This window comes from Bifidobacterium biavatii DSM 23969, from assembly GCF_000741165.1.
Lineage (GTDB): Bacteria > Actinomycetota > Actinomycetes > Actinomycetales > Bifidobacteriaceae > Bifidobacterium > Bifidobacterium biavatii.
In genome coordinates this window covers 1-25,961 of the sequence record NZ_JGYN01000029.1, presented here as the reverse complement: position 1 = coordinate 25,961, position 25,961 = coordinate 1, and the positions used below count along the sequence as shown (strand labels likewise).

Annotated in this window: 19 protein-coding genes and 3 tRNA genes; 7 read left to right on the top strand and 15 right to left on the bottom strand. The window is 64.0% G+C overall.

Annotated features, from left to right (window positions below; translation table 11 throughout):
• Positions 1-103: 103 nt before the first annotated feature.
• Positions 104-643 carry an ECF transporter S component gene (locus BBIA_RS09615; RefSeq protein ID WP_033491950.1) on the bottom strand — a complete coding sequence of 180 codons (540 nt, stop codon included), beginning with the start codon at positions 641-643 and terminating at the stop codon, positions 104-106.
• A 207-nt stretch (positions 644-850) separates the two neighbouring features.
• A complete protein-coding gene (locus BBIA_RS09610; protein ID WP_033491948.1) occupies positions 851-2,167 on the bottom strand; it encodes an O-acetylhomoserine aminocarboxypropyltransferase/cysteine synthase family protein in 1,317 nt (438 codons plus the stop codon).
• Between the two features lie 437 nt (positions 2,168-2,604).
• Between BBIA_RS09610 and BBIA_RS09605 the strand changes: the two genes are divergently transcribed.
• On the top strand, positions 2,605-3,540 hold the full coding sequence (locus BBIA_RS09605) for a bifunctional hydroxymethylpyrimidine kinase/phosphomethylpyrimidine kinase (RefSeq protein WP_081892234.1): 936 nt from the start codon (positions 2,605-2,607) through the stop codon (positions 3,538-3,540).
• Between the two features lie 35 nt (positions 3,541-3,575).
• Here the strand turns inward: BBIA_RS09605 and BBIA_RS09600 are convergent.
• The 3 genes from BBIA_RS09600 to BBIA_RS13890 all read right to left on the bottom strand — a co-directional run bounded on the left by BBIA_RS09600 (position 3,576) and on the right by BBIA_RS13890 (position 6,518).
• A tRNA-Asp gene (locus BBIA_RS09600) sits at positions 3,576-3,652 on the bottom strand.
• Between the two features lie 199 nt (positions 3,653-3,851).
• Positions 3,852-5,663 (bottom strand): AMP-dependent synthetase/ligase, encoded by a 1,812-nt coding sequence (locus BBIA_RS09595; protein ID WP_033491947.1) that lies wholly within the window; start codon positions 5,661-5,663, stop codon positions 3,852-3,854.
• Between the two features lie 207 nt (positions 5,664-5,870).
• On the bottom strand, positions 5,871-6,518 hold the full coding sequence (locus BBIA_RS13890; RefSeq protein WP_081892237.1) for a M23 family metallopeptidase: 648 nt from the start codon (positions 6,516-6,518) through the stop codon (positions 5,871-5,873).
• A gap of 296 nt (positions 6,519-6,814) precedes the next feature.
• Between BBIA_RS13890 and BBIA_RS09585 the strand changes: the two genes are divergently transcribed.
• Positions 6,815-6,887: transfer RNA gene (locus tag BBIA_RS09585), tRNA-Asn, on the top strand.
• A 27-nt stretch (positions 6,888-6,914) separates the two neighbouring features.
• Positions 6,915-6,987, top strand: a tRNA-Asn gene (locus tag BBIA_RS09580).
• Between the two features lie 333 nt (positions 6,988-7,320).
• Here the strand turns inward: BBIA_RS09580 and tsaD are convergent.
• The 6 genes from tsaD to BBIA_RS09550 all read right to left on the bottom strand — a co-directional run bounded on the left by tsaD (position 7,321) and on the right by BBIA_RS09550 (position 12,009).
• On the bottom strand, positions 7,321-8,364 hold the full coding sequence (tsaD, locus tag BBIA_RS09575; RefSeq protein ID WP_033493323.1) for a tRNA (adenosine(37)-N6)-threonylcarbamoyltransferase complex transferase subunit TsaD: 1,044 nt from the start codon (positions 8,362-8,364) through the stop codon (positions 7,321-7,323).
• Positions 8,361-9,047: a ribosomal protein S18-alanine N-acetyltransferase gene (gene rimI / locus BBIA_RS09570; RefSeq protein WP_081892232.1), complete on the bottom strand. Its 687-nt coding sequence runs from the start codon at positions 9,045-9,047 to the stop codon at positions 8,361-8,363. Before rimI ends, tsaD begins: the two co-directional genes overlap by 4 nt.
• Complete coding sequence (gene tsaB, locus BBIA_RS09565) at positions 9,047-9,895, bottom strand: tRNA (adenosine(37)-N6)-threonylcarbamoyltransferase complex dimerization subunit type 1 TsaB (RefSeq protein ID WP_033493322.1); 849 nt, start codon at positions 9,893-9,895, stop codon at positions 9,047-9,049. Before tsaB ends, rimI begins: the two co-directional genes overlap by 1 nt.
• Positions 9,896-9,992: 97 nt before the next feature.
• Positions 9,993-10,574 (bottom strand): tRNA (adenosine(37)-N6)-threonylcarbamoyltransferase complex ATPase subunit type 1 TsaE, encoded by a 582-nt coding sequence (tsaE, locus tag BBIA_RS09560; protein WP_033493320.1) that lies wholly within the window; start codon positions 10,572-10,574, stop codon positions 9,993-9,995.
• Entirely contained in the window at positions 10,571-11,548 is a 978-nt protein-coding gene (gene holA / locus BBIA_RS09555) for a DNA polymerase III subunit delta (protein ID WP_033493319.1), read from the bottom strand. The genes tsaE and holA overlap by 4 nt, the downstream gene beginning before the upstream one ends.
• Positions 11,549-11,619: 71 nt before the next feature.
• A complete protein-coding gene (locus BBIA_RS09550; protein WP_033493317.1) occupies positions 11,620-12,009 on the bottom strand; it encodes a hypothetical protein in 390 nt (129 codons plus the stop codon).
• Between the two features lie 72 nt (positions 12,010-12,081).
• Between BBIA_RS09550 and BBIA_RS09545 the strand changes: the two genes are divergently transcribed.
• From BBIA_RS09545 to BBIA_RS09530, 4 genes are all read left to right on the top strand, one after another.
• Positions 12,082-12,582 carry a DUF4143 domain-containing protein gene (locus tag BBIA_RS09545; protein WP_081892230.1) on the top strand — a complete coding sequence of 167 codons (501 nt, stop codon included), beginning with the start codon at positions 12,082-12,084 and terminating at the stop codon, positions 12,580-12,582.
• Between the two features lie 157 nt (positions 12,583-12,739).
• Positions 12,740-13,423, top strand: coding sequence for a hypothetical protein (locus BBIA_RS09540; protein WP_152600511.1), 684 nt, complete (start codon positions 12,740-12,742; stop codon positions 13,421-13,423).
• A gap of 395 nt (positions 13,424-13,818) precedes the next feature.
• The gene (locus tag BBIA_RS09535) at positions 13,819-16,242 is read left to right on the top strand and encodes a transglutaminase domain-containing protein (RefSeq protein WP_033493314.1); all 2,424 of its coding nucleotides are present in this window, start codon (positions 13,819-13,821) and stop codon (positions 16,240-16,242) included.
• Between the two features lie 405 nt (positions 16,243-16,647).
• The gene (locus BBIA_RS09530; protein WP_033493312.1) at positions 16,648-18,867 is read left to right on the top strand and encodes a transglutaminase domain-containing protein; all 2,220 of its coding nucleotides are present in this window, start codon (positions 16,648-16,650) and stop codon (positions 18,865-18,867) included.
• A gap of 51 nt (positions 18,868-18,918) precedes the next feature.
• Here the strand turns inward: BBIA_RS09530 and BBIA_RS09525 are convergent, their stop codons facing one another.
• The 4 genes from BBIA_RS09525 to BBIA_RS09510 all read right to left on the bottom strand — a co-directional run.
• The gene (locus BBIA_RS09525; RefSeq protein WP_051923950.1) at positions 18,919-20,943 is read right to left on the bottom strand and encodes a ComEC/Rec2 family competence protein; all 2,025 of its coding nucleotides are present in this window, start codon (positions 20,941-20,943) and stop codon (positions 18,919-18,921) included.
• Positions 20,940-21,965, bottom strand: a complete 1,026-nt coding sequence (locus BBIA_RS14955) for a ComEA family DNA-binding protein (protein ID WP_051923949.1) — start codon at positions 21,963-21,965, stop codon at positions 20,940-20,942. The genes BBIA_RS09525 and BBIA_RS14955 overlap by 4 nt, the downstream gene beginning before the upstream one ends.
• Positions 21,966-22,082: 117 nt before the next feature.
• Positions 22,083-25,070, bottom strand: a complete 2,988-nt coding sequence (gene leuS, locus BBIA_RS09515; protein ID WP_420796699.1) for a leucine--tRNA ligase — start codon at positions 25,068-25,070, stop codon at positions 22,083-22,085.
• Between the two features lie 78 nt (positions 25,071-25,148).
• A partial coding sequence (locus BBIA_RS09510) for a transporter substrate-binding domain-containing protein (protein ID WP_035138333.1) occupies positions 25,149-25,961 on the bottom strand: 813 nt, incomplete at its 5' end.

The window sequence follows — 25,961 nt, the reverse complement described above, 5'->3', positions numbered from 1 at the left end:
CCTAGCGTTCGCGTTGACGTACCGCGACGCAAAAACGGCTCCCTTCCAGTGACGGGAAGGGAGCCGTTACGATCGTTATGCTCGATCGGACTGATCAGGCCGATCAGGCCGCGGACTTGACGCCGAGGTTGCCAAGGCGGACCAGCGGCGGGTACGCCTTGCGCACGGCGGAGAACAGGGCGAGGCCGACGATCAGGCCGACGGCCATCTGGAAGCTGTTGCCGGCCACTTCGCCGAGGGCCGGGCCCCAGCCGGAGAGGATGCCGCCGGCGATGAAGTAGCCGAACACCTTCCACACGCCGGCGAGAATGGAGACGACGGCCACGTTGAACGGCTTGAATTCCTTGAGGAACAGGCCGACGATCAGGGCCTGCACGCCGTCGATGACGAACGTGAAGATCGCCCACTGCGGGTAGCCGCCGATCAGGTCGGACAGGGCCGGGCCGAGGCCGCCGATGATGCCGCCAACCCACGGGCCGAACGCGTAGGACGCGAAGTAGATCATCGTGTCGGACAGGTTCAGGTAGCCGCGCGTGGGCGTGGGGATTTTGACGAACATGGTGAGCACCGTGGTGACGGCGGTCATGACAGCGATCAGCGGGATGGTGCCCGCGGTGATGGTTTTCTGCGTGCGTGCGCTCATGGGGTTCCTCTCTCATAGAACAAGCCATGACCCCGCTCTTGAGGGCGGGGTCATGGCTTAGGATACTCGGTTCACGGCCGGTCGTTCGTTACGTGTCCATGCGCATGTCCATTTGCGGATCCGGGAACGTTTCCACGTGACGAGTAAGCGCGGGATGTTCTGCGGGCCATGGCGGACGCACGATTCGGATTCGACCGGCGACGGCCGTTACTTGGCGAGGCCGGAAGCGCGAACCGCCTCGAAGCCGCCCTTGAGGTCGTCGAGGATGTCCTCGATGTTCTCGGTGCCGATGGACAGGCGGATGGTGCCCGGGTGGATGCCCTGGTCCTCGAGCTCCTCCGGGGTCTCCTGCGAGTGCGTGGTGGAGGCCGGGTGGATGACGAGAGACTTCACGTCGGCCACGTTGGCGAGCAGGCTGAACAGGTGCAGGTTGTCAATGAAGACGCGCGCCGCGTCCTTGCCGCCCTTGATGTCGAAGGTGAAGATGGAGCCGGCTCCGTTCGGGAAGTACTTCTCGTACAGCGCGTGGTCGCGGCGGCCCGGAATGCTCGGGTGAGAAACGGACTCGACTTCCGGCACGGTCTGCAGGTATTCGACGACCTTGAGCGCGTTCTGGACGTGGCGCTCGACGCGCAGCGACAGGGTTTCGGTGCCCTGCAGCAGCAGGAACGCGGCGAACGGGGACAGGGTGGCACCGGTGTCGCGCAGCAGGATGGCGCGGATGCGGGTCACGAACGCGGCGCCGCCGAGGGCCTCGTAGAAGTTGAGACCGTGGTAGGACGGGTCGGCTTCGGTCAGGGTCGGGAACTTGCCCGGCACCTCGGCCCAGTTGAAGTTGCCGCCTTCGACGATCACGCCGCCGAGGGTTGTGCCGTGGCCGCCGATGAACTTGGTCGCGGATTCAACCACGACGTCGGCGCCGTGCTCGAGCGGGCGGAACAGGTACGGGGTGGCGAACGTGTTGTCGACGATCACCGGCAGATGATGCTTGTGGGCGATCGCGGAGATGGCCTCGAAGTCCGGCAGGTCGGCGTTCGGGTTGCCGAAAGTCTCGAAGTAGACGAGCTTGGTGTTCTCCTGGATGGCGTCCTCGAAGTTCTGCGGGACCTCCGGGTCGACGAAGGTGGTGGTGATGCCGTCGCGCGGCAGCGTGTGCTTGAGCAGGTTGAAGGTGCCGCCGTAGATATTCTTGGAGGAGACGATGTGGTCGCCGGACTGGGTGATGTTGCGCACCGCGTATTCGACGGCCGCGGCGCCCGAGGCGACCGCGAGGCCGGCAGTGCCGCCTTCGAGGGCGGCGATGCGGTTCTCGAACACGCCCTGGGTGGAGTTGGTCAGACGGCCGTAAATGTTGCCCGGGTCGGCGAGACCGAAGCGGGCCTCGGCGTGATCGAAGTTGTGGAAGACGTACGAGGTGGTTGCGTAGATCGGGACTGCGCGGGAGTCGGTGGCCGGATCGGCCTCCTCCTGGCCGACGTGCAGCTGCAGGGTTTCGAAACGATACTTCTTGTTCGGATCGGTCATGGTGTGCTCCTTCATTGATGTTGGCCTGTGGCCGTTAGTTACTTGTCTTGTCGCCACCCTGCCGGCCGTTTCCGGTGTGTCCGGGCTTCGTGGCGAGGTGTTGGTTAAGACCATACGGGCACGGCGCCGCCAAGCGCAAGCCGAACGCTATCACGGTTGCCTATACCACCTTATAAACCCTTGGAACCGTTGGTTTTTCGCTGTCCCAGCAACGTCGAAAAACCTGCCGTCACGGACGCGACACGCCGGAACGGACAGTCACCGCGGACGGCGGGCGATCATGCGCGGCATTCGGCGCGCCGACCGTGCGGAACGTCGTGGCCGGCGTCGATCGCAGGTCCGTCACGCGTCCGCAATGACGAAAGATCGGACGTCGTCGGCCGGCCGTGACGGCTTCGCGTTACAGTCGTACGTCGGAACCGACGAAAGGACGACTTATGACCGACGCAACGACCGACGCCCATGCCGCGACCGTCATCGCGGACGTCGCAACGGTAGCGGCCGACGATCCGGCGCTGTACTCCCGCGATCCGCGCTATATTCCGCGCGTCGCGGCCGTGCATGACATGTGCGGCTACGGCAAGTGCTCGCTGACCGCCGCGATCCCGATCCTGTCAGCCGCCGGCTGCGACGTGTGTCCGGTGCCGACCGCGCTGTTCTCCGCGCACACGAAGTACGACGTGTTCACGTTCCACGACACGACCGGCATCCTGCCCGGTTATCTGGATGCGTGGAAGGCCGAACACGTCGACTTGGACGGCGTGTATTCCGGGTTTCTCGGCTCCCCAGAGCAGGTGGCGATCATCCGGCGACTGTACCGTGAGTATCCGCGCGCATTGCGGTTCGTGGACCCGGTGATGGGCGACGGCGGCGAACTGTATCCGACGTATACGCCGGAACTGTGCGAGGCGATGCGCGCGCTGGTCGACGGCGCAGACGTGCTCATGCCGAATCTGACCGAAGCGTCGATTCTGACCGACCGCGACTATGCGGGCGGCGATCTGGACGATCGGGCCGTGAACGGCTTGTTGAACGCGCTGCTGGACATGGGCGCAAGACACGTGGTGTTGAAAGGCATTGATCGCGGCGACGGGCTGATCCGCAACTACGTTGCCGACGCCGTGTTGGGGGCCGCCGGCAAGCGCGAACTGGCGCACGAGAAGCTGTCGTACATGATCCAGGGCACGGGCGACGCGTTCGCCTCCGCCCTGTGCGGCGCGGTGATGGCCGGTCGAGGTCTTGCCGAGTCAGCGCGCATCGCCGGCGAATTCGTGCGGCACGCGATGGGCAATACGCGCAACCAGCCCCGTTTCGAGGAGCGAGGCCTGAGCTTTGAGCTCAACCTCGGCGAACTGACCGGTTTGGTCAGATAACGCAAAAGGCCCGCAAGCGAACTTGCGGGCCTTGATGGCGACCCCGGCCGGACTTGAACCGGTGACCTCCGCCGTGACAGGGCGGCGCTCTAACCAACTGAGCTACGGGGCCGTTCCGTGTTCCTCATCGGAGCACGAGTAGATATATTACGCGATCCGCGGCGGTTGTCCAGTCATCGGCGTGTCGCGCTGCACGCAAACCAGCAACGTAGCCGACAATCGTTGGAATGATGCCGATCAGACGCCATTCCTGCTCAATCGGAGCAGACCGTGCGATTCACGCGATCCACGCTGCCCGTGGAGGGCGGCGATCACTTTTTGCCCGCGTAGATGACGTTGTCGATCAGGTCGCGGTAATGGTCGGTGATGACCTGGCGCTTGGCCTTGAGGCTCGGCGTGAGCATGCCGTTCGCTTCGGTGAACGTGTCGGGCACGATCTCGAACTTGCGGATCGATTCGGCGCGGGAGACCAGCTCGTCGGCCTTGTTGACCGCGCGTTCGACCTCCGCATACACGATCGGGTTCTTCGCCGCCGCCTCGAGGTCGGCGACCGGCTCGGCGCCCTGCGCCTCGAGCCACGTGTTCGTTTCGGCCAGGTCGAGCGAAACGATCGCGGCGACGAACGGCTTGCGGTCGCCGACGACGACGCACTGGTCGACCACAGGCGAGGTCATCACGGAAGCCTCGAGCATGCCCGGAGACACGTTCTTGCCGCCGGCGGTGATGATCAGGTCCTTCTTGCGCCCGGTAATCGACACGAACCCGTCGTCGTCGATCGCGCCGAGGTCGCCGGTGTGCAGCCAGCCGTTGACGATCTGCTGCCGCGTGATCTCGGGATGGTTGTGGTAGCCGACGCACACGGCCGGCGATTTGATGCACAGTTCGCCCTCGTCGTCGACGCCCATCGTCACGCCCTGCATGGGCAGGCCGATCGTGCCGATTTTGTAGCCGACGGTCGGGTTGACGCTGGACGGCGCGCAGGTTTCGGTCATGCCGTAGCCTTCGAGCAGCGGGAGGCCCACTCCGTTGAAGAAGTGCGCGATGGACGAGTCGAGCGGCGCGCCGCCGGACACCGCGTATTCGACGCGTCCGCCGAACACGTTCATGATCGAACGGTAGACGAGCTTGTTGTACAGCGCGTGTTTGGCCCTGAGCGCGAACGGGATCGGCTCGCCGGACTGCTGCGCGTGCGACCAGTCGCGCGCGGCCTGCGTGGCGCCGGCGAATACGCGGCCCTTGAATCCGGAACCGGCCTTCTGCGAGGCCGCGTTGTAGATCTTTTCGAAAATGCGCGGCACGGCGAGGATGAACGTCGGCTTGAACGCCCCGAAGTCGGCAAGGATGGTCTTGAGGTTGCTGGACAGGCCGAGCGTGACGTTGCCGGCGAAGCAGAAGAACTGCATGTAGCGGGCGAACACGTGCGCGAGCGGCAGGAAAAGCAGCAGGCGGCGGTCGGGCCCGAGCGCGATGTCGGGCATGGACTGCACGCCAGAATACGTGATGAACACGAAGTTGCGGTGGCTCAGCTCGATGCCCTTGGGCGTGCCGGTGGAACCGGACGTGTACACGATGGTGGCAAGGTCGTCGCCGCGCACGGCGCGTTCGCGCTCCCAGAACTCCGCATCGGACACGCCCTGCCCGTACGTTTCGATGGTGTCGATCGCGCCGAAGCCGATCACGTACACGTCACGCAGGTCAGTGCATTCGCCGCGCACGGATTCGATCTTGTCTCGCTGGCCGTCGTCTTCAGCGAACGCCATCTTGACGCGTGAGTCGTTGAAGATCATCCTGACCTGCGCCGGCGAGTTCGTTTCGTAGACGGGCACGGTAAGCGCGCCGATCGACATGATGGCCATGTCGAGGGCCGTCCACTGCCAGCAGGTGTGCGCGATGACCGACACGCTGTCGCCGGGCATGATGCCGCGTGCGATCAGGCCTTTGGCGATGGCGATGACCTTGTCGCGGAATTCCGCGGCCGTGAACGAACGCCACGTGCCGGCATCGTCCTTGTATTCGACCAGCGAGGCGTCGGGCGTGCGTTCGGCGCGTTCCACGAGGATTTCGAACAGGTTCTTGTCGTCGTCGATCGGCTTTTCCAGCGGACGCGTGTATTGCTTCTGCATTGTGCTCCTGACCATGTCACGGTTGCCTTGCATTCCTTCCGGCATTCTAGTGCCGGCATGCAACCGCAATGCAACGGCCGCGGCCGAATTGGCCGTCATCGCGGAGTTCGCCAGGCGAAACGTCCACGACGCATGACGCCGCACGGCATTGCAGGCGCCGTGCCGCGTTGCACGGCGTCACATGGGCATTGCGACGAGACCGCACGATCAGGCAACCGGCTTGAGCGCGATTTTGCGTGCGGACGTCTTGGATTGGGGATCCTCGTAGGCGTCCGAGCCGCGTTTGACGCCCCAGTGCACGCAGGAGTCGCCGCAATGGTCGGATGCGCCTCCGGTCTCGCCGAACGGCTCGCCGCGGGCGACCGGCGCGCCCATGCGCAGATCGGTGACCGCCGGCTCGAACGTGGACGTGAGCGTGCCGTGCCGTATGCTCACCACCGATTTGCCGCCAACCCTGCCGGCGAAGGCGATGACGCCATCGGCGGGCGCGAGCAGTTCCGTACCGGTTCCGGCCTCCAGATCGACGCCGCGATGGCCCGGCAGCCACGGCTGCACCGGCCCGTCGAATACGGCGGTCACGTCAACGTCGCGCACCGGCCAGACCATGTCCGCCGCACAGCCCGCGCCGGCAGCGTCCGCATCATCCGCATATGCCACACCGCACGGCAACAGCCCGTAGTCTGTGCATGGCATCGCAAGCATGACGATCAGGAACAACGACGACAGCGACGCGGCGGCCAGCCCGATCCATCGTCGCAGGCGCCGACGATGTTCCTCCGCCTCGCGCTCGCGCATGCCGTCGCGCACGCGCCTGCGTCGCCGCAGTCCGCGAGTCGCATCATCCAACCCGTTCATCTCGTTCACGGCACTCCCCTTCCTCGAGAATCGACGGCCGTCGCCTTTGTCGCGCCCGTCGAAATCGTTCCGATAATCCCGGCCACCATGCCGGGACGTTCCATCATGCGGGAATCCTGCCGCGCTGTCCAGCCGAAACGGGGCGTGTGGTCGAAAGGTCCGAGTTATCCACACCCCGGCGTGTCGTCCACATCATCGTCCACATGGACATCGACGCGACACGCCGCAATTTGCATTACTCCAGTTTCCGGATAGTATTTCCATCTTGTGCACGGTGGTTCGCCACTGATGAACATTCCTGCGTAGCTCAGTTGGCAGAGCATCCGACTGTTAATCGGACGGTCACTGGTTCAAGCCCAGTCGCAGGAGCTCGGCTTCGGCTGAATAATTAAACATTCCTGCGTAGCTCAGTTGGCAGAGCATCCGACTGTTAATCGGACGGTCACTGGTTCAAGCCCAGTCGCAGGAGCTCGATCAAAGACCTCGGTTTTCCGAGGTCTTTTCGTTATCCGCCAATTGTCCACGGCGACGTCACGCCTCCTCGTATCCCGCCGTGCAGGCATGCGAGGAATATCATCCTCGTCCGATACCGGTTTTGACTGCAACCGGATATCACGTATGGGCGCAATCCGAACATTTCAGAGTAACAAAACAAATGTGGGCATAGGCCGTCCAAATACGGAATCGTGGGCATAGGCCGACCATGAACAGGTCGGAAACCGTCTCTTCGTGGCCGGTCCATGCCCACAATCACCTCAACGTGCCGACATACACACACAGGTGAGCATGTCGGCACGAACTGTCACATGCTGATTTGGTCCATCGGCATGGCGGAATCGATGGGAAAATCGGGCGCGGACGGAGCTACGCCGGCTTCGACCAGGTTCACGCCGAGCATGGCGACCATCGCGCCGTTGTCGGTGCACAGCTTGATCTGCGGGATACGCACGTCAACGCCGCAACGTTCGCCGTATTCGAGCAGTTTGGCGCGCAGCTGCGAGTTCGCGGAGAATCCGCCTCCCACGATCAGCGTCTTGGAATCGTACTGCTCGCACCCGCGCATGGCCTTTTTCGCGAGCACGGTCGCCACGGAGTCCGCAAGCGACGCGCACACGTCGTCCACCGGAATCTCGCGCCCGGCGGCCTGCTGCTCCTCGATCCAGCGGGCGACGGCGGTTTTGACGCCGGAGAAGCTGAAGTCGTACGGATGCGCCGCGCCGGCCTTGCCCTGCGTAAGTCCCTGCGGCACGCGAATGGCCTTCGGGTCGCCGTTTTGCGCGTGGCGGTCGATGTGCGGGCCGCCCGGGTACGGGAAGCCAAGCAGGCGCGCGACCTTGTCGAAGCACTCCCCTGCCGCGTCGTCGAGCGTGGTGCCGACCACGTCGATGCGCCGCGCCACGTCCTCGACGTGCAGCAGCGACGTGTGGCCGCCGGAGACGATGAGCGCGAGCGTGTCGGGCGGGAACGGCCCGAACTGCAGCTGCGTGACGGCGATGTGGCCGATCACGTGGTTGATGCCGTAGATCGGCTTGTTCGCAGCCCATGCGAGCGCCTTCGCACCCGACACGCCGACGGCAAGGCATCCGGCGAGGCCCGGGCCCGCGGACACGGCGATCGCGTCCACGTCGGCGATCGTCATGTTCGCGTCGGCGAGCGCCTTGGAGACGCACGGCACGAACGCTTCGGCGTGGGCGCGCGACGCGATTTCGGGGATGACGCCGCCGTAGCGCGCGTGTTCGTTCATAGACGAGGCGACGACGTTGGAGATCAGCGTGCGCCCCTGCACGATGGCCGCGGCGGTTTCGTCGCAGGTCGATTCGATGCCCAGTACGATCGGTTCGCTCATTTCGTCTCCTCGTTGATTGCGTGCTCGTTGATGTTTGGTGCTGCGACATGCGCCGATGCGACGACGGAAGCCTGTCGCGCCGCGCCCGCCGCGTTCCCCTCATACCCTGCGTCTGCGCCGGCGCTTTGGAAGCCGACGATGCGCGGTTCTAGGTCGAGCGCCATGACGTGCGCGTCGATGCCTTCGGGCTGATAGTAGCGTTTGCGCAGCCCGATGTTTTCGAAGCCGAATCGGCGGTACAGCGCGATGGCCGGATCGTTGTCGACGCGCACTTCGAGCAGGACGCGCCGCGCGCCTTGCGATCGTGCGTGGCCGATCAGCCAGGTCATCATCGCGGCCGCGATGCCCTGTCGCTGGTACGCCTTGCCGACGCCGACGTCCATGATTTCCGCGTCGTCGCCGTCGTACCAGTAGCCGGCGAATCCGCGCACGTCGTCCGGCCGGATCGTCTCGTCGACGCGATCATTCGCGACAGCATTGCCGGCAGCGTCCGCATCACCGCCGGTCGCATCCGCATCATTCGCAGCGTCCGCAACGTCGAACACGTACGTGCGCGCGGGCGCGTCGAGCTCCTGACGGATCGACGCTTCGCTCCACGCATGCCTGCCGAACAGTTCGACTTCGAGCGCGCGCACCGCGGCGACGGCCGTTTCGCGGTCGAGTTCGTCCAACGATGCGAGCATCAGGCGGTCCTTTCCGCGCCGGCGTGGCCGAGCACGTGCTTGAGCGGCGCGGGGATCTCCGCGTCGGGTCGGCGCAGGTACAGCGGTTCGACGGGGGCTTCGGGGTTGCGTTCGTGGGCGAGCGTCGCGTCGGCCGCGAACACGGAAAGGCCCTGTTTGCCGCCGTCGAGCACGGATTCGTCCGTGACGTCGCCGAGATGCGCGATGCCTGCCAACGCATCCGCGTATTTGCCGGCTCCATGACCGATGACGTCGACAACCACGTCGCCGCCGACATGGTCGCGGTAGTCGCGCACGGCCCTGTTGACACGTTCGACGATGGATGCGGGATAGTCGATGTCCATGTCGATGAGCGGGCGTGCCGGTGTCGCCGCAGTCGCAGCGGCCATGTCGTCCTTGAAGGCTTCGGCGACCGTGACGTCACCGCCGGCAAGCGGACTGTCGCACAATTCGAAGTACAGCTGTTTGCGGCGCGCATCGTTGACGGCGAGCGTGAGCACATGCAGGTTCGCCGGATCCCCGAGCGTGCCAGCCTTGGCACGGCGGATGAGGTTCCACTGCGTCTGCGGCTCAAGCACGTTCTGGCCGATGAGTTTCGCACCGGTGGCGAAGGCGATGGCCTTGGCGGCGACGATGCCGGCGCGCAGGCCGGTGAACGGCGCGGGGCCGAGCCCGACGACGACGGTGCCGATGTCGTGCGGCCCGTATCCGGCTTCGCTCACCGCGCGCGCGATGTTGACCTGCAAACGTTCGACGTGGGTGCGCGAGTCGGTTTCGACGATCGGCTCGCGTCCCACGACGCCCACAGTCGAACCGTATGACGTGTCGATCACCAGCGTGCAGCCCATGCGTATTCCTCCCTTGTTCCAAGAATCGTTACGAGTCTACAACGGGGAGTCTATGGCCGTTCCGCCGCAATGTCCGGATCGGCATGGAAACGTCGCGTCAGCCGAGCAGGTCGCGTCCCCGCCAGGTCGCGCCCACGGGCGTGAGCGTGACGATGCGCGTGCCGTCGCCGGTCAGCTCGGCGTTCGGATCGGATGTTCCCGCGTCGATCGGTCGCGCGATGCGCACCTCGAGCCGTTCGGGCGCGAGCGCGGCGGCCATCTGCTCGCCCCATTCCATGAGAATCACCGTGTTTTCTCCAGGATCTTCGAGTTCCTCGTCGAGTCCGAGCGATTCGAGTTCGTCGAGCAGCCGGCCGGTCGCGTCCTGTCCGGGCGCGTACGCGTTGCCGCCGAGCCGGTACGCGTCGACGTGCACGAGATGCGCCGGAGAGCCGTCAAGGAACCGTCCGTCGAGTTCGCGGGCGATGGTGAACGTGGGCGAGACGATCGGACCGGCAATGCCGAGGCCGCGGCCGAATCCTTGCGCGAACGTGGTTTTGCCCGCGCCGAGCGGCCCGGACAGGAGGATCACGTCGCCTCCGCGGGCGGCTCGTGCGATGCGTTCGCCGAGCGCGCGCATGTCGTCGCCGGTGGGCACGTCGACGGTGAGGGGCGTGTTGGTGCTGGTGGTGTCGCTCATGATTCCCGTCCTTTCCGGCTGATCGCGATGATGCACTGTTCAAGCGCGTACACGGGGTCGCCGCCGTTGGTTTTGCTTTGTTCATCGGCCCATGCGAGCAGCCGTATGCAGCGGCTCATGCCGTCGGACGTCCACCCGCCGAGCTGGCGTTGCGCGTTGCGCAGCACCCACGGGTTCATGTTCGCTTCGGCCTGCGAGATGGTGCCGGCGCGCACGGCGGACGCTTTGGCGAGTCCGCGCAGCTTCATGGCGAGCGCGCCGATGAGCGCGATCGGGTCGGTGCCTTGTTCGACCGCGGAGCGCATTTGCACGATCGCTTCGGCGGTGCGTCCGGCGACGGCCGTATCGGCGACGGCGAAGCCGGTGACCTGCGGGTTGGCGGTCAGGTACTGGTTGACTCGGTCGAGTCCGATGGGGTCGTCGTCGAAGTCGAAGCACAGCTGGTCGCACATGGCGGCGAGTTCGCCGGTTTTGTCGCCGAGCACGGCGACAAGCTGCTGTGCGGCGAGCGGGTCGACGCGGCGCCTGCTGCGTTCGAATCGTTGGATGACGAAGTTGAGTTTCGCGTCGGCCTTTTTCAGGTCGGGCACGTTGTCTCGGCGCGCGCCGGCGCGTTCGAGCTGGTCGATGACGCGCTTGCCTTTCTGCCCGCCCTCGTGCCGGCAGATGACGATGCTGGCGTTCGGGTCGTTGCCGGCCGTTTTGCAGTATGAGACGATCGCCTCGGCGAGTTTGTCGTCGGCGTTCTGCAGGTTCACGACCATGACGATGGCCGTGTCGGACAGCAGCGACGGGCTGACGGCCTCGTCGAAGTCGTATGGTCCGGCGCTGGACGCGTCAAGTTCGATGGTTTCCGCGTCGGGATGCGTGCGTTCGGCCTGGTGCCGCAAGTCGCGGGCCGTCTGCTCGTTGAGATACGGGTCGCCGCCGACCACGATGCGTACCGGCGCGCCCGCCGCTGTCTTTCTGGGCATGCTCCCCAATCTCGCCGCAGCGTTGGACAAGCGACGGCTAAGATCCCGAACGCTTGTCCACAGCCACGGCGTCAGAGTATGGCGGACTCCGATAGAAGCGTTATCGCCCCGTTACGATCGGCGACGAAATGATTGCGCGTCAGATACCGATATGCCGCATCGAACGCACGCTCTATCTTCGCGCTGAAACGGCGGAATCCGTATATGGCAAACGTTTCATCGAACAGCCAGTTTTTATCCTTTCCGGGATGGACTTGGACAATCCTCCGCATGATGAACGCAATTTCACGAATGCTAATAAATCCAATCTCACGATGGCGAATGATCCGGAACGGAAAATGCTGCTCGTCGATTGGATAGTAGAACCCATCATCCTTTTTCCGAATCCTGTCAGAGCACTGTTTAATCGCGTCCTGAAGCAAACTATCCACCACGCTTTCGGGAAGACCCAGGTCGTCCATGCAATAAAGAAAGTGCATTTTGCAAGATGAAACTGGTGTAAAATATAAAATAAAACCGGTGTAAAAATATACATGAGAGAAGAGCTACCCTGCTGGGACGCTCCGATCAAAGCCCGGAACCGTATGCGAGTCAAGCCGAAGCGTTATTTCGTAGACCCGTCGCTCGCCGTGGCCGCACTGGGCATCAACCCGTCCCGACTGCTGGAAAACGGTCAGGTTTTCGGAGATATGTTCGAGAACCTCGTCATTCGCGATCTGCTGGTATATACGTCCGCATGGGTCGGCATCGAACGTCCCAAGGTCTATTTTTACCGTGACGACAAAGGGCTGGAGGCCGACGCCATCATCGAGCTGGAAGACGGACGACGGGCTGCAATCGAAATCAAGCTCGGCGAAAACAAGGCGCAGGATGGCGTCGACTCACTGCTTGCCGTCAGCAATAAGATCACGGCCAATCCTTACTCCCAGCAGAGGGATCCATCCTTCCTCATGGTGATCGTCGGCAATGGCATGTACGCGCACACAACCCCGGAAGGAGTCCACGTCGTCCCCATCACGCTTCTCGGAGCATGACAAGCGGCGACGTCTCGAACACCACACACCATTTCATATGCTCTAACATGCTCCTTTCCAGATCGCAATACTTTGTCCGGTTAGGTATTGCAGGAGGCAAAACCTCCGCTCGTGATCGACAAGGATCACGGCAATACGAAGGAGCGTCACTATGCGCATGTATAGCATTCAACACATCGCCAAGACCCGCGGTCACTGCCACACGGGCAAGAACCGTTATGTGACAGCCGACGAGGCTCAGCTCGCACTGGCATCATGCCGCGGTTCCGCATCGAACCGTCGTCGTGAGCAGCGCATCTACCATTGCCCGATGTGCGATGGATGGCATCTGACCAGCCATGATCTGCGTCCGCTGCAGATCGAAAGCCAGGAATACGACTACTGCCAGACGCTGATGTTCGCGCATGGCAACCACATCCTCAACGTGTCCTCCAACGTGTTCGAACTGATCGGCATACGGTCAAGGAAAGCACAGCGCGTCATCACCATTGCGGGCCTGCACTGCCTGCGCGAGTCCGGCGTGCCCGAGTCCGAATTCACCAACCCGTGGGTGTGGCGCACGCTGCGCCTCGCCTACGACGCCAATGGATCGGGACTCGCGCAGTTGCTTGCGGAATTCATGTCCGTCTGCCGCAAGCTCGCCGCCGAATACGAAACGGAACACGAGCAGTGGGCCATGCCGAATGCCGGAGAACGTCTTGGCGTCTGCTACGGCGAACGTCAGCAGGCAAGAACTGCTGCGATTCGCGCATGGATCTTGCGCGCTTCCGAAGCAGGCAACACGGCATCCAATGCGAACGCCGCCACTGGCGTCTCGCCCGAACTGACATTGGCCTGCTGATCCTTACTCCGCAAAGTAAGGAAAACCGTTTTGCAAAGGTGGGCAGACTCTTGGATTCAGGAGCGCATGTCAGTAGGATGGACATCAACGTCATAACGAGAGAACAAAGGGGATCCATGACACAGCCGCCGCACGATGACAACGTACTCAACACTGGACCTCAATCTCCCACGCAGCCGCAGTCGGCATATCCTCAGCAGGCGCAAACGCCACCGGTCACGCAAACGCCACCGGTCACGCAAACGCCACCGGCCCCACAACCGGCGCAACCGCATCCTCCGCAGCAACCGGGCCCCGTATACGGCGCCCATCCGCCGACTGCGCAGTCACCATCGCAGCAACAGCAACAGCCGGGGGCGTACGGCACTCCCCCTGTCGGACGACCGGCATATGTCATGTCGCAGGGAGCATACCGGCAGCCGACCGACAGTCGGCCATGCAATCCGCCGACCGGCAATCCACTGGCAGACAGCCAGCAGTTCGGCAGCCAACCGGCCGTCGGTCAAACATTCGGCAATCAGCCATTCGGCAACCAAACGGTCCAACAGCGCAAACGACACGGCGTCAAACGCTGGATCACGATCGTTGCGGCGATCGTCTCCGTCGCCATCGTGGGCACGGGACTGTACGTCGCCAAACTTCTGCAGCCGGACGACGTCCTCAGATCGACGGCGAGCCCCGAGACGGTATACGGCACCGCCCTGCCGGCCAGCAAGTATGAACTGCGCGATCCCATCGTCGTGAAAACCGATCACGAGTTCGTGATCGCGCTGACCGACCCGGCCAAGGTGACTTTCTCGGAGCAGTCGGGAACGTCAAGCTACGTGCTCCACGGTGCGGAGATGAGCGCCGAAGACAGTGCACGGGTGTATCAGGACGTGGCACTGAGCGTGCCGATCCCGACCAGCGCGTACGCCCATTTGCCGCGGTACGAAGACAGGAGCAGCGGCGACATCGAGATCAGCGGCCTCATACCGCTTTCCGACGAACTGCACGACGACGACGACGCGATCGTCGGAGACACCGGCTTCCTGCCATCCGACGGCTACTACTACGTGCAGTACATGGGCTCGAACGGCAAGAAGCTCGCCAAGCCGATTGTCCAGTTCTTCACGGTGGTGGGCGAAGACGACACCGACAACGGCATCAAACGGCTGTCAGGCGCCCCCGACGTCAACGCGGTCGTCAACGACCGCGGCGGCGTCGACATTTCCTGGAACTCGGTGAACGGCGCGACATCATACAACGTGTACGCGTACATCATCACCCCGCGGATCGGCGAGGAGGAAGACTCCTACTATCGGCGCGAACGCGGCAGCATCACCAAGCTCGGCACGTCGAAGACGACGCAACTGCTGTCCGACGACTACGACACCGATAAGGCCACCTCCAACTACGACTACGGCAACCGCGAAGGCACACGCACATGGCGGCAGAACGACGTGTTCCGGGCGCTGGCCACCGAAAATCAGGATGAGATCGAACACATCTGCCCCACCAGCGACAGCGAAGGCTGCGCCGAGACCATGACGCGCACCGGCGGCGTATGGCATGCCGATTCGGCCGGCCGACTGTATTTCGCCGTCACGGCCGTGGACGAGAACGGCCACGAAGGCTGCTGGCATGCATACGACGCGAGCGATCTCGTGCCGTCGATCCCGTTGGGCGTCGCGAACGGCGCGACGACCGAACAATGGATGTACGGCGAGCGCGGCATCTTCGGCGAGGACAACACGCTCGCCGAACGAATGCAGGAATACGTCTACACGTTCGTGACGATGGCCAACGGCGCCACCGTGCCCATCGTCAGCGAATTCAGCGCCCTGACGCCGAACGCCAACGGCATCGAACACGCATGGTCGTTCCAATACCGGGCCCCCGGCACCGCGCTCGAAGATTCCGGCACCCTCTACTACGAAGGCAATCTGAACACCGCGTTCGAAAGCATCAGGCAAGCAGCGCTTGCCGCGCTGCCGAAGGCCGGCGGTCTGCTCGACCGGCTCACCGATGTAGGCAAGGTCGATTGGAGCGGATACGACAAAAAGAAGATCGACTCGAACGACAAAGAGTCACCGTATTTCACCTTTGCGTCGACCGAATTCGGCACATATCTCGCCAACAACATCCTCAACGGGCATGAGGTAATCGACATCTCCGGTTACCCCGAATGGGAGATGGACACTGGAGACGTGATCGACGAGCTGCGCTATCAGAATCCGTATCTGGCCGTCACCAGCGACGCCTTCGACTATACGAAGCGCAAGGTCGGCAAGAAGACCGTGCTGTGGGTCAAATACCCCGACGATTACCGCGGACGCCAGCAGCGGCTCGCCGACTTCGTGAACGCCAACGTCTCGCAGTTCCAAGGATCGGATCGAGACAAGGCCATCGCCATCGAACGCTTCCTCGCGCAGGCGATGACGTATGACACCGACGCGTTCGCCGCCGTCAAGGAGGGCAACGGCAACACGTTTGAAAACGTGGAGGCGACGGCCGAATATGCGGATGCATGGAGTTCGCTCGGCATGGTGACCGGCAAAGGCGTGTGCATGTCATACGCATACGGCTATCAGGCGCTTGCCAAGGCGGCCGGACTGGACACCCGCGTGGTCAGCGGCTACGTGAGCGGCACGAAGGCGGGCCACGCGTGGAACTACGTGAAGATCGACGGCCAGTGGCTGTTCGTCGACGCCACGTGGGACGACGAGGGCGCGGACGCAGGCACCAGGTATCAGCTCAAGAAGCCATCCGACGTGGCCGACCACTTCCCGGCCCGCAAAGGATGGACGCTGAGTGCGGAAACCGAGAAGTACCAGTGACACAAATGACGTGGTTGCCGGCCCCGTCTCGCGCGATTCGACATTCCGCGAATCGCGCGAGACAGGCCGCAAACGCCCATATCGGAAGCGATTCGGCTCACGCGAAACGAAACGCCGATATCATCGAATATCAACGCATAGGCGCTAATGGAAGGGAACAAGGCGATGACGCACTACGGACAACCGGACAACGAAACGCAACCCAATCCACAAGCCCCGTCACAACAGCCACCCCAACAGCCCGGCCCACACGCTCCGCAACCGCAGCCTTATCAACGGCAGCCTTATCAACAGCCGTATCAACAGCCTTATCAGCCGATATACCGACAACCGTATCCGTCGCAGCCCAGCTATCCGGCTTATCCACAACAGTCAGGCGCACGGCGGCGGTTCCGCTGGCAAATCGTGATCGTCGCGGCGATCGCGGCCGTGGCGTTCATCATCGGAGGCGGACTGCTCGTCGCCCACACACTCACCGGACGCGACAAGCTTGCCAACACGGCGCTGCCGACCGCCGAACAGGCGTACGGCAGCGCGCTGCCGGCATCCAGATACGAGCTCAAGGATCCGATCGCGGTCGACATCTACCACGAATTCCGCATCACGCTCACCGGCAAAGCGTCGGTCGTCAGCGACGACTACTGGGCGTTCACGCTCAAGAACACCGACATGACAGAATTCGACTGCGCGAGAATCTACCAGGATGCCTCGCTCTCGGTGCCGATCCCGACCAGCATCAACGCCGGCATGCCCAGCAACGACAAGGAGGGCAACGGCACCGTCGACGTGAGCGGCACGATGGATATCCCCGAGTACATGCAGTACGGCGACAGCGTCGGCAAGGAACGCGGCTTTCTGCCGTCCGACGGCTACTACTACGTGCAGTACATGGGGTCCGACGGCAAGAAGCTTGCCAAGCCGATCGTGCAGTTCTTCAAGGTCGTCAATCCGACCGATGTCGAACAGCTCTCCCCCGTCAGCGGCATCACGCCGGTCGTCAACGCCGAAGGCGGCGTCGACATCTCGTGGAGCAAGCTCGACGGCGCGACGTCGTACAACGTGTACACGTACATCGTGCTGCCGCAGGTCGGTCAGCCCGGCGATGACAACTTCTCCGAAGAACGCACCGAAATTAAGAAAATAGGCTCTTCCACAACCACGCAGCTATTGTCCGAAGACTACGACAAGGTCAAAAGCAGCAAGCTCCTCGACAACGAGCCGGAAACCACATACTCGCAGAACGAGGCGTTCCATTCGCTGGCCGTGGAGGATCAGGACTATATCGACGCGTGCACGGGCAGCACAAGAGACTATTGCGCGGACGTGCTGCAGCAGGCCGGCGGCTCGTACAATCCGGATTCGGCGGGCAAACTGTACTTCGTGGTTTCTGGCGTGGATGCGGAAGGCCACGAGGGCCGCTGGCGCGCGGTCGATGCGAACGACATCGTGCCGTCGATCCCGATCGGCCCCGCCAACCAGACGCAGCACCGCCAGTGGATCTACAATTCGAAGGGCGTCTTCGGAGAGGACAACACGCTCGAAGAGGACATGGAACAGTACGTCTACACGTTCGTGACGATGGCCAACGGTTCGACTGCGACGATTCCCAGCACGTTCAGCAAGATCAGCAAAACCGGCAATGCAAGCTGGAACTTCCTGGTCTCGGCTCCCGGCACGAAGATCACAAACACGGGGCACCTGTACTATGAGGGCGATCTGAACGCGATCTTCTCGCAGATTCAGCAGGCCGCGCTCGAATCCTTGCCGAAGGCCGGCGGCGTGCTCGACCGCGTCAATGCGGTGAACGGCAATGCCGACTGGAGCGGCTACGACACAAAGAAGATCGACTCGGACACGAAGCAGTCCCCGTATTTCATCTTCGCGTCGACCGATTACGGCAAGTATCTTGCGAACAACATCCTCAACGGACATGAGGTCATCGACATCACCAAGTACACCACTGACGACTATCAGGTGAGCACGGATGACGTGATGACGGAGATTATCTACCAGAACCCGTACATCCGCACCGATTCGGACGGCATCTCCTACGCGGTACGCAAGCAGGACGACAAAACCCTGATGTGGGTGAAGTACCCGGACGACTACAAGGAACGGCAGCGGACGATGGCCGACTTCGTGAACCGTAACGTCTCGCGGTTCCAGGGTTCCGACCGGGACAAGGCCATCGCCATCGAACAGTTCCTCGCCGGTCAGATGAGCTACGACTACGATGCCGTCAATTTCAAGAGGTCCGGCGGCACCGACAGCGCCAGCGCATTCGACAGCGTGGACGCATCGAATCGGTATCCGGACGCGTGGAGCCCGTACGGCATGGTCAGCGGCAAGGGCGTGTGCATGTCCTACGCGTACGCCTATCAGCTGCTTGGCAAGGCGGCCGGGCTCGACACCCGCGTGGTGTCCGGTTCCGTATCCGGCTACGGCACGTCGCACGCTTGGAATTACGTGAAGATCGACGGCAAATGGCTGGTCATCGACGCCACGTGGGATGACGACGGCAGTACGGCGGGTACCAAGTACCAGCTCAAAGACAAATCCGAGGTGACCGACCACTTTGCCTTCAATGACGGATGGACCCTCGCCTCGCAGGTCGGACAGTATTGATTCCCGGACCGCGTATACGAACGGTATCGATTCCCGGGACGGCGGCGCAGGTCATTCGCCGAAATCACGGCCGAACAAGGTTGTGGTTTCGGCAAGCCAACGGTTGATGCGGGAACGGATGCCGGGGCGGAACGATTCGCCGGGCAACGTTGGCGCGGGTGAACGAGAATGACGCCTGTTCCGCATGTCATGAATGCCCAGTCTCCTACGCGCATCTCGTCCGCCGTACGCGTCACGCAGGTTCTGCGTTCCGAATGCGTCGCGCAGACGACGGACGAGTCGGGGCACGGCGACGGCGAGCAGGGCCACGAGCGCAGCTTCAGCTGCCAGCATGAGCAGGGCTCCCAAGATGCCGCCCGCCCACGGGACGACGGCGTATCGGCTGCCGGCAAGCCATGCGGCGACGCGTTCCATGACCTGCGTGCCGCCGGAAGAGACCCATGCGAGTGCGAATCCGACCTGCGGGCTCGCCCACGAGACGGCGAGCGCGGCGAGCCCGGCGAGCGTCGCGAAGTCCACGAACGGGCTGACGAGCAGATTCGCGGGCACGGAGGCGAGCGGCAGTTCCGGTTCCATAAGCACCTGTATCGGCAGGGTCAGCGACTGCGCGGCGACGGTCATGGCGAGCGGCTGGGCGAGGAACCGCGGCATGAACGCGCCCAACCGGTCGCCGACAACCCCTGCGAACAGGACGATGCCGAGCACGGCGGCGCAGGAGAGCGCGAACCCGTAACTGGTCGCCATGCGCGGTCGGATCAGCAGCGTGCCGATCACGGTCCAGCTCAATGCGCTCACGGATTGGCCCCGTCGCCCGACGGACAGTGCGGCCGCGCCGAACAGTCCCATGACGAGCGCGCGCATCACGGAATCGGACGGGTACATGATCGCGGCGAGCAGCAGGTACGCGACCGCCACGATGCCAGCGACAAGACGTCGCGGCAGCAGGAATCGTGCGCACGTTCGCCGTGTCAGGTCGGCGATGAGCATGAAGTGTCCGCCGGACACGGCCATGAGGTGCATGATGCCGGAACGGCGGAAGTTCTCTTCGACGCCGGCCGCGTAGGTCGCGTTGAGTTTCGGAATGTCCACCGCCCCGTCCGGTTGGGCCGCCGCTCCCGTGCCATCGTTGTCGTTCGTGTTCGCGCCGATACCGGTTCTGTCGTGATCGACGACCACGCCACCGGCGACGACATGGTCCTGTCCGAGCACGCCGAGCGTGAGGCCGGGCACGAGCACGCGGCCTTGGTCGGAGAGTCGTTCGGTGACAGCGAAGAACGCGTCCTGCATGTGCGCGACGACGCGTTTGCCCGGGCTTGCCCGGCGAACGATCGCAATCGCTTCGGGCATGTCGACGACGAGCCACAGCGGCTGTTTGCCGTATTGCGCCTGCTGCAGCGTGCCCTGCGCGCGGACGGTCGCACCGTCGGCGAGCGCCGCACAGTTCGCGTCGGACGTATACACGCGCACGGCGGCCGAGGACGCGCGTTCGATGTCGCCGTCATACAGCACGGTGATCGTACCGTCGGTCTGGCAGTCCATACCGCGTTTGTCGGCCGCGGTGGCCGGCGTGACGATGCGAACGTCGGCGGTGACGACCGGCGAACGTTCGCGTGCAAGCGTGCTTGCCGGATCATGCCATTGCGTCAGGTTTGCGGACAGTGCGGCGACCGCCGACAGCAGCACGGCGATGGTAACGACGGTCAGGCCGCCTCCGATCGGAACCTCGGCGATATCATCAGGTCCGCGTTCATCAGCGGTACGGCCACGGCGGACGCATGCCGGCATCCGACCGTTCATGCCGATCGTGACGGCCAAGCCGCATACCAAAGCCAGTGATGCCGCGCATGCCACGGCCAGTCTGTTGAACCGCTCCCCTGCCGTCGCGCCCATGATCCATGCGAACGTGTGATGCGCGGCGAGGCTGGCCGCCCATACGGCGATCGCGACCGACAGCATGCGCCAGTCGCGGCTGCCCTGTTCGCGGTCATGTCGGGCTGCCGTCCGACGCCGATCGCCGCGTCGTCCGATTCCGCCCGTACCGTGCGTTCCGCGGAGACCGTGCTCGTGGCCACTCATCGTGCCACCACCTGTTCGCGGATTTTGGCGAGCGTTTTCGAGCCGATGCCCTTGACTTCGAGCAGCTGGTCGACGCTGGAGAATCGGCCGATCTGCTTGCGGTAGGCGATGATCCGATCGGCGGTGACCGGGCCGATGCCCTTGATCGTCTGGAGTTCCTCCGACGTGGCCGTATTGATGTCGATCAGCCCGTCGTCGGTCCGCTGGGCCGCCTCGCCAGATGCCGTCGCTCCATTGGATTGCGCAGCGTTACCGTCGACTGCTGTTCCATCGCCGGTAGTGTCGGCGCCAGCGCTGGTTTCGTCGTCTGCGGCACCGGCCGACTGACCACCGGCTGCGTCGTCATCCCCTGTATCCGATGTGCCGTTCCCGTCATTCGTGTTGGATTGCGACGATGCCGACGGTTCCTCTCGCGCTCCGCCGGACGTGGCCGTATCGGACGGATCGTCTTCTTTCGTCGTTTCGTCCGATTGCAGCTGCGCGCGTGTCTCCGCCAGCGCCGATTCGTAGCGCAGCGACTGCTGCAGCAGCATGGTCAGGCTCGCGCACAATGCGGCGGTCAGCAGCAGGATCGCCATGAGCGCGTGGATCTGTCTGAACGCGAGCCGTGGCCGATCACGCACGATGCGGTGGCGTTCCGCGTCGCCGTCGCCGGATCGCACGCCGGCTATGCCGTGCAACGACGCCGTCCGCGATCGCCGCGACGCAGCGGACGCGACAGTTTCGGCAGTACCTGCTGTATCGGCCGTATCGTCAGTCATATCGTCCGCGACGACAGGCGGGGGCGGCGGATCGAGCGTCAGCAGGTCGCCGCTTCCCCACGGCCACGCGTCATCGTGCAGCAGGGCGGCGTCATGCAGCGGCACGGCGTCGCGACGCACGGCATCATCACTCGACGGGCAACCGACATGCGGCGTCATGGCATCACGCCGCGCACTGTCGTGCGTCGCCGTCGCGCGCAGCCGTCGCGCCGGTTCGGAGCCGGAGGACGCGCGTGTCGTGCCGGAAAAAGAAACGCCCATGCATCCCAACAATGCGGGATGCATGGGCGTTTGTCCAGCCGAAACGGCCTATGTGGTCGAATGGTCGGGAGTTGTCCACAACGGGTTATCCACAACCAGTCGATCGCATGTGATCGATCACTCGGCCGGGACGATCGACACGATCTTCGGGGCCTTGACGATCACCTTGCGCGGCTCCTTGCCGCCGAGACGGTCGGCGACGGCCTCGAGCGCCATCTTCTCCAGCTCGGCCGGGTCGATGTCGGGCGAAACCTCGAGCTTGGCGCGGATCTTGCCCTTGATCTGCACGACCGCGGTCACCGTGTCCTGGCCGACGTAGCGCTCGTCGGCGACCGGCCACGGCTCGTGCGCCAGCGACTCGGCGTGGCCGAGGCGCGCCCACAGTTCCTCGCAGATGTGCGGCGCGATCGGCGAAAGCATGAGGATCAGCGGCTCGACGGCGGCGCGCGGCACAGAACCGAGCGAGGTCAGGTGGTTGTTGAGCACGATGAGCTTGGAGATCGCGGTGTTCGGGCGCATGCCCTCCATCTCCTCGGTCACCTCGGCGATCGTGTTGTTGAGCGCCTTCAGCGTCTTGGCGTCCAAAGCGTCCTCGGAGACGTGCACATCACCGGTGTTCTCGTCCACGACGTTGCGCCACAGGCGCTGCAGGAATCGCATGCCGCCGACCACGTTGCGCGTGTTCCACGGGCGGGAGTCAGCCAGCGGGCCCATGCTCATCTCGTACAGGCGGAACGTGTCCGCGCCGTAGTTCTCGTACATGTCGTCCGGCGTGATGATGTTCTTGAGGCTCTTGCCCATCTTGCCGAACTCGCGGTTGACGTGCTCGCCGTGCCAGGTGAACGTCGGCTCGCCGTCGGCGCCGGCGGGGCCCTCCTCGACTTCGGCGGCCGGCACGTACTGGCCGCGGTCGTCGGTGTAGGCGAACGCCTGGATCATGCCCTGGTTGAACAGCTTGTGGAACGGTTCGGCCGAATCCACGTAGCCGAGGTCGAAGAGCACCTTGTGCCAGAAGCGCGAGTAGAGCAGGTGCAGCACGGCGTGCTCGACGCCGCCCACGTACAGGTCCACGCCGCCCTCGTCGCCCGAGTACTTGTTGTGGTTCGGACCCATCCAGTAGTCGAACTCGTCCTTCTCGACCATGTGGGCCGTGTCGGTCGGGTCGATGTAGCGCATGTAGTACCAGCAGGAGCCGGCCCAGTTCGGCATGGTGTTCGTGTCGCGGTAGTACGTCTTCTTGCCGTCACCGAGGTCAAGCTCGACCTTGACCCAATCCTCGTTGCGGCTCAGCGGAGCCTCCGGGTTGGACTCGGCGTCCATCGGGTCGAAGGTACGCGGCTGATAGTCGGGCACGTCCGGCAGGTTGATCGGCAGCGCGGAATCCGGCAGCAGGTGCGGAGTGCCGTCCTCGCCGTAGACGATCGGGAACGGCTCGCCCCAGTAGCGCTGGCGGGAGAACAGCCAGTCGCGCAGACGGTAGGAAACCGTACCGCGACCGACGCCGGCGGATTCGAGCCACGCGTTGACCTTGGCGATCGCGTCGTCGACGCGCAGACCGTTGAGCGAGAGCGCGTCGCCCTTGGCCGCGGTCGCATCCACGGACGAGTTGATGACAATGCCGTCGTGGCTGACAAACGGAGCCTTGCCCTCGTAGTTGGCCAGATCGTCGCCGGATTCCGGCAACGGCTGGACCGTGTAGATGACCGGCAGACCGTACTTCACAGCGAAGTCGTAGTCGCGCTGATCGCCGCCCGGCACAGCCATGATCGCGCCGGTGCCGTAGTCCATGAGCACATAGTCGGCGGTGAACAGCGGCAGCTTGACGCCGGTGATCGGGTTGGTCGCGTACAGGCCGGTGAACAGGCCAGTCTTCTCACCGGCCTCTTCGACGCGGTCCTTCGCGGTCTTCGACTCGGCGGCCAGACGGTACGCCTTGACACCTTCAGCCGGGGTCGCGTAGCCGCCCTTCCAAGATTCCGGAATGCCGGCCGGCCATTCGGCGGGCACGTAGTGCAGCAGGTCGTGCTCCGGGGAGACGACAGCGAACGTGGTGCCGAAGAGCGTGTCGGGACGGGTGGTGTAGATCTCCATGTCCTTGTCGCCCTCGGGCGTCGCGACGGTGAAGTGCACGGACGCGCCGTGGCTTTCGCCGATCCAGTTGCGCTGCATGAGCTTGACCTTCTCCGGCCAGTCGATGCCGTCGAGGTCCTCAATCAGGCGGTGGCCGTACGCGGTGATGCGCATGGACCACTGGCGCAGCTCGCGCTGGAAGACCGGGAAGTTGCCGCGCTCGGACTTGCCTTCGGCAGTGACCTCCTCGTTGGCGAGCACGGTGCCCAGACCCGGGCACCAGTTCACCGGCGACTTGGAGATGTAGGCGAGACGGAAGTCGTTGAGGATGTCCTGCTGCTCGGCCTCGCTCAGATCGCCCCACGCGACCCCGTCGGACTCGTGGCCCGGAATGGCCTTTTCGCCGTTTTCGAACTTGGCGACAAGCTCCGAGATCGGACGGGCCGAACCCTGCGAGCCGGACGGATTCTTGGCGTCCTCGTCGTACCACGCATCGTAGATGCGCGAGAAGATCCACTGCGTCCAGCGCACGTAGCCGGGATCGATGGTCGCGAACGAACGGCGGTTGTCAAAAGACAGTCCCATGCGGTGCAGCTGGCGGCGCATGTTGGCGATGTTCTGCTCGGTGGTGATGCGCGGGTGCTGGCCGGTCTGCACGGCGTACTGCTCGGCGGGCAGACCGAACGCGTCGTAGCCCATGGCGTGCAGCACGTTCTCGCCCTTCATGCGGTGGTAGCGGGAGACCACGTCGGTGGCGAGGTAGCCGAGCGGGTGGCCGACGTGCAGGCCCTTGCCGGACGGGTACGGGAACATGTCCATCGCGAAGAAGGCCGGGCGGCCGTCCGCGTTGCGGCCCTTGCCGTCCTTGAGGTCACCGTTGACGTTGGCGGCCCAGAAGGTGCCCTCGTCGTCCCACTTCTTCTGCCACTTAGTTTCGATGTCCTGCGCGAGCGCCGCGTTGTAGCGGAACGACGGCTCGGCGGGGACTTCGGCCGCCTGCGCGGCGGTGTTCTTCTCATTAGCCATACGGTGCATTATTGCCACGCAACTGGACACATGCGCACGATTCCGCCCATTGCGGTCGCACCGTGGAATGCGGCCGGCGCAACGCCGTCAGCGAACCGCAACATCCTGTGTCGTCAGATCCCGCGATGGCCGATAGCCGAGCGGCGCAAGATCATCGTCGACGTACCGCCGCCACGAGCCGTCGTCGATCATCGTCTGCAGCGCGCCGGCGATTTTGTTGGCGAGTTCGTCGTAGCCGTGGCGTACGGCGATGCCGTAGCGCAGCACGTCGCCGCCGCGATCGTCCGCGACGATCCGGTACGGCTCGCGACGATGACGCGCCAAGCCCGGCAGCGTCGCGTCGTCGCCGGCGACCGCGTCGACCGTGCCGGCCATGAGCGCGGTCATGCACTGTCCGTACGTGTCGTGACCAGTCAGGGTCACGTCGCTGCGGGACGCGAATCGCGCGCGCATCGCCGTGCCGGTCGCGACGCAGACGGCCGCGTCGTCCGCACGATCGTCGGCTGTACGGTCGCCGTCCGAATCGTCGCCGGACCGGCCGAACAGGTCGTCGAGCGACGTGTCGTCGTCGTGCACGAGCACGGCCGGACGCGTCTCCAGATACGGGCCAGCGAACGTGACGTCCTGCGCAGCATCGTCGGTCATCGCATAGCCGGCGACGACCATGTCGGCGCGCCCGTCCTCCAGCACGGCGGCCCGGTCCTGCGGTTCGACGCGCACGAACACGATCTGCTGCGAGCCGTAACCGAGCGTTTTGGCGATGTGACGTGCCACGTCCACGTCGAATCCGGAATATGAGCCGTCATGCCAGTAGCCGAGTCCGGGCAGGTCCGCGGCGACGCCAATCGTGATCGTGGGGCCGAGCGGCTGTCCGGCCGTCGCCGGCGTCGCGGCGGCGCC

Excerpts from the sequence above, each read along its gene's own strand:
- BBIA_RS09615 (WP_033491950.1), bottom strand. The coding sequence starts at position 643 with ATGAGCGCACGCACGCAGAAAACCATCACCGCGGGCACCATCCCGCTG.
- BBIA_RS09610 (WP_033491948.1), bottom strand. The coding sequence starts at position 2,167 with ATGACCGATCCGAACAAGAAGTATCGTTTCGAAACCCTGCAGCTGCAC.
- BBIA_RS09605 (WP_081892234.1), top strand. The coding sequence starts at position 2,605 with ATGACCGACGCAACGACCGACGCCCATGCCGCGACCGTCATCGCGGAC.
- BBIA_RS09595 (WP_033491947.1), bottom strand. The coding sequence starts at position 5,663 with ATGCAGAAGCAATACACGCGTCCGCTGGAAAAGCCGATCGACGACGAC.
- BBIA_RS13890 (WP_081892237.1), bottom strand. The coding sequence starts at position 6,518 with ATGAACGGGTTGGATGATGCGACTCGCGGACTGCGGCGACGCAGGCGC.
- tsaD (WP_033493323.1), bottom strand. The coding sequence starts at position 8,364 with ATGAGCGAACCGATCGTACTGGGCATCGAATCGACCTGCGACGAAACC.
- rimI (WP_081892232.1), bottom strand. The coding sequence starts at position 9,047 with ATGCTCGCATCGTTGGACGAACTCGACCGCGAAACGGCCGTCGCCGCG.
- tsaB (WP_033493322.1), bottom strand. The coding sequence starts at position 9,895 with ATGGGCTGCACGCTGGTGATCGACACGTCATACGGTTCGACTGTGGGC.
- tsaE (WP_033493320.1), bottom strand. The coding sequence starts at position 10,574 with ATGAGCGACACCACCAGCACCAACACGCCCCTCACCGTCGACGTGCCC.
- holA (WP_033493319.1), bottom strand. The coding sequence starts at position 11,548 with ATGCCCAGAAAGACAGCGGCGGGCGCGCCGGTACGCATCGTGGTCGGC.
- BBIA_RS09550 (WP_033493317.1), bottom strand. The coding sequence starts at position 12,009 with ATGGACGACCTGGGTCTTCCCGAAAGCGTGGTGGATAGTTTGCTTCAG.
- BBIA_RS09545 (WP_081892230.1), top strand. The coding sequence starts at position 12,082 with ATGAGAGAAGAGCTACCCTGCTGGGACGCTCCGATCAAAGCCCGGAAC.
- BBIA_RS09540 (WP_152600511.1), top strand. The coding sequence starts at position 12,740 with ATGTATAGCATTCAACACATCGCCAAGACCCGCGGTCACTGCCACACG.
- BBIA_RS09535 (WP_033493314.1), top strand. The coding sequence starts at position 13,819 with ATGTCGCAGGGAGCATACCGGCAGCCGACCGACAGTCGGCCATGCAAT.
- BBIA_RS09525 (WP_051923950.1), bottom strand. The coding sequence starts at position 20,943 with ATGAGTGGCCACGAGCACGGTCTCCGCGGAACGCACGGTACGGGCGGA.
- BBIA_RS14955 (WP_051923949.1), bottom strand. The coding sequence starts at position 21,965 with ATGGGCGTTTCTTTTTCCGGCACGACACGCGCGTCCTCCGGCTCCGAA.
- leuS (WP_420796699.1), bottom strand. The coding sequence starts at position 25,070 with ATGCACCGTATGGCTAATGAGAAGAACACCGCCGCGCAGGCGGCCGAA.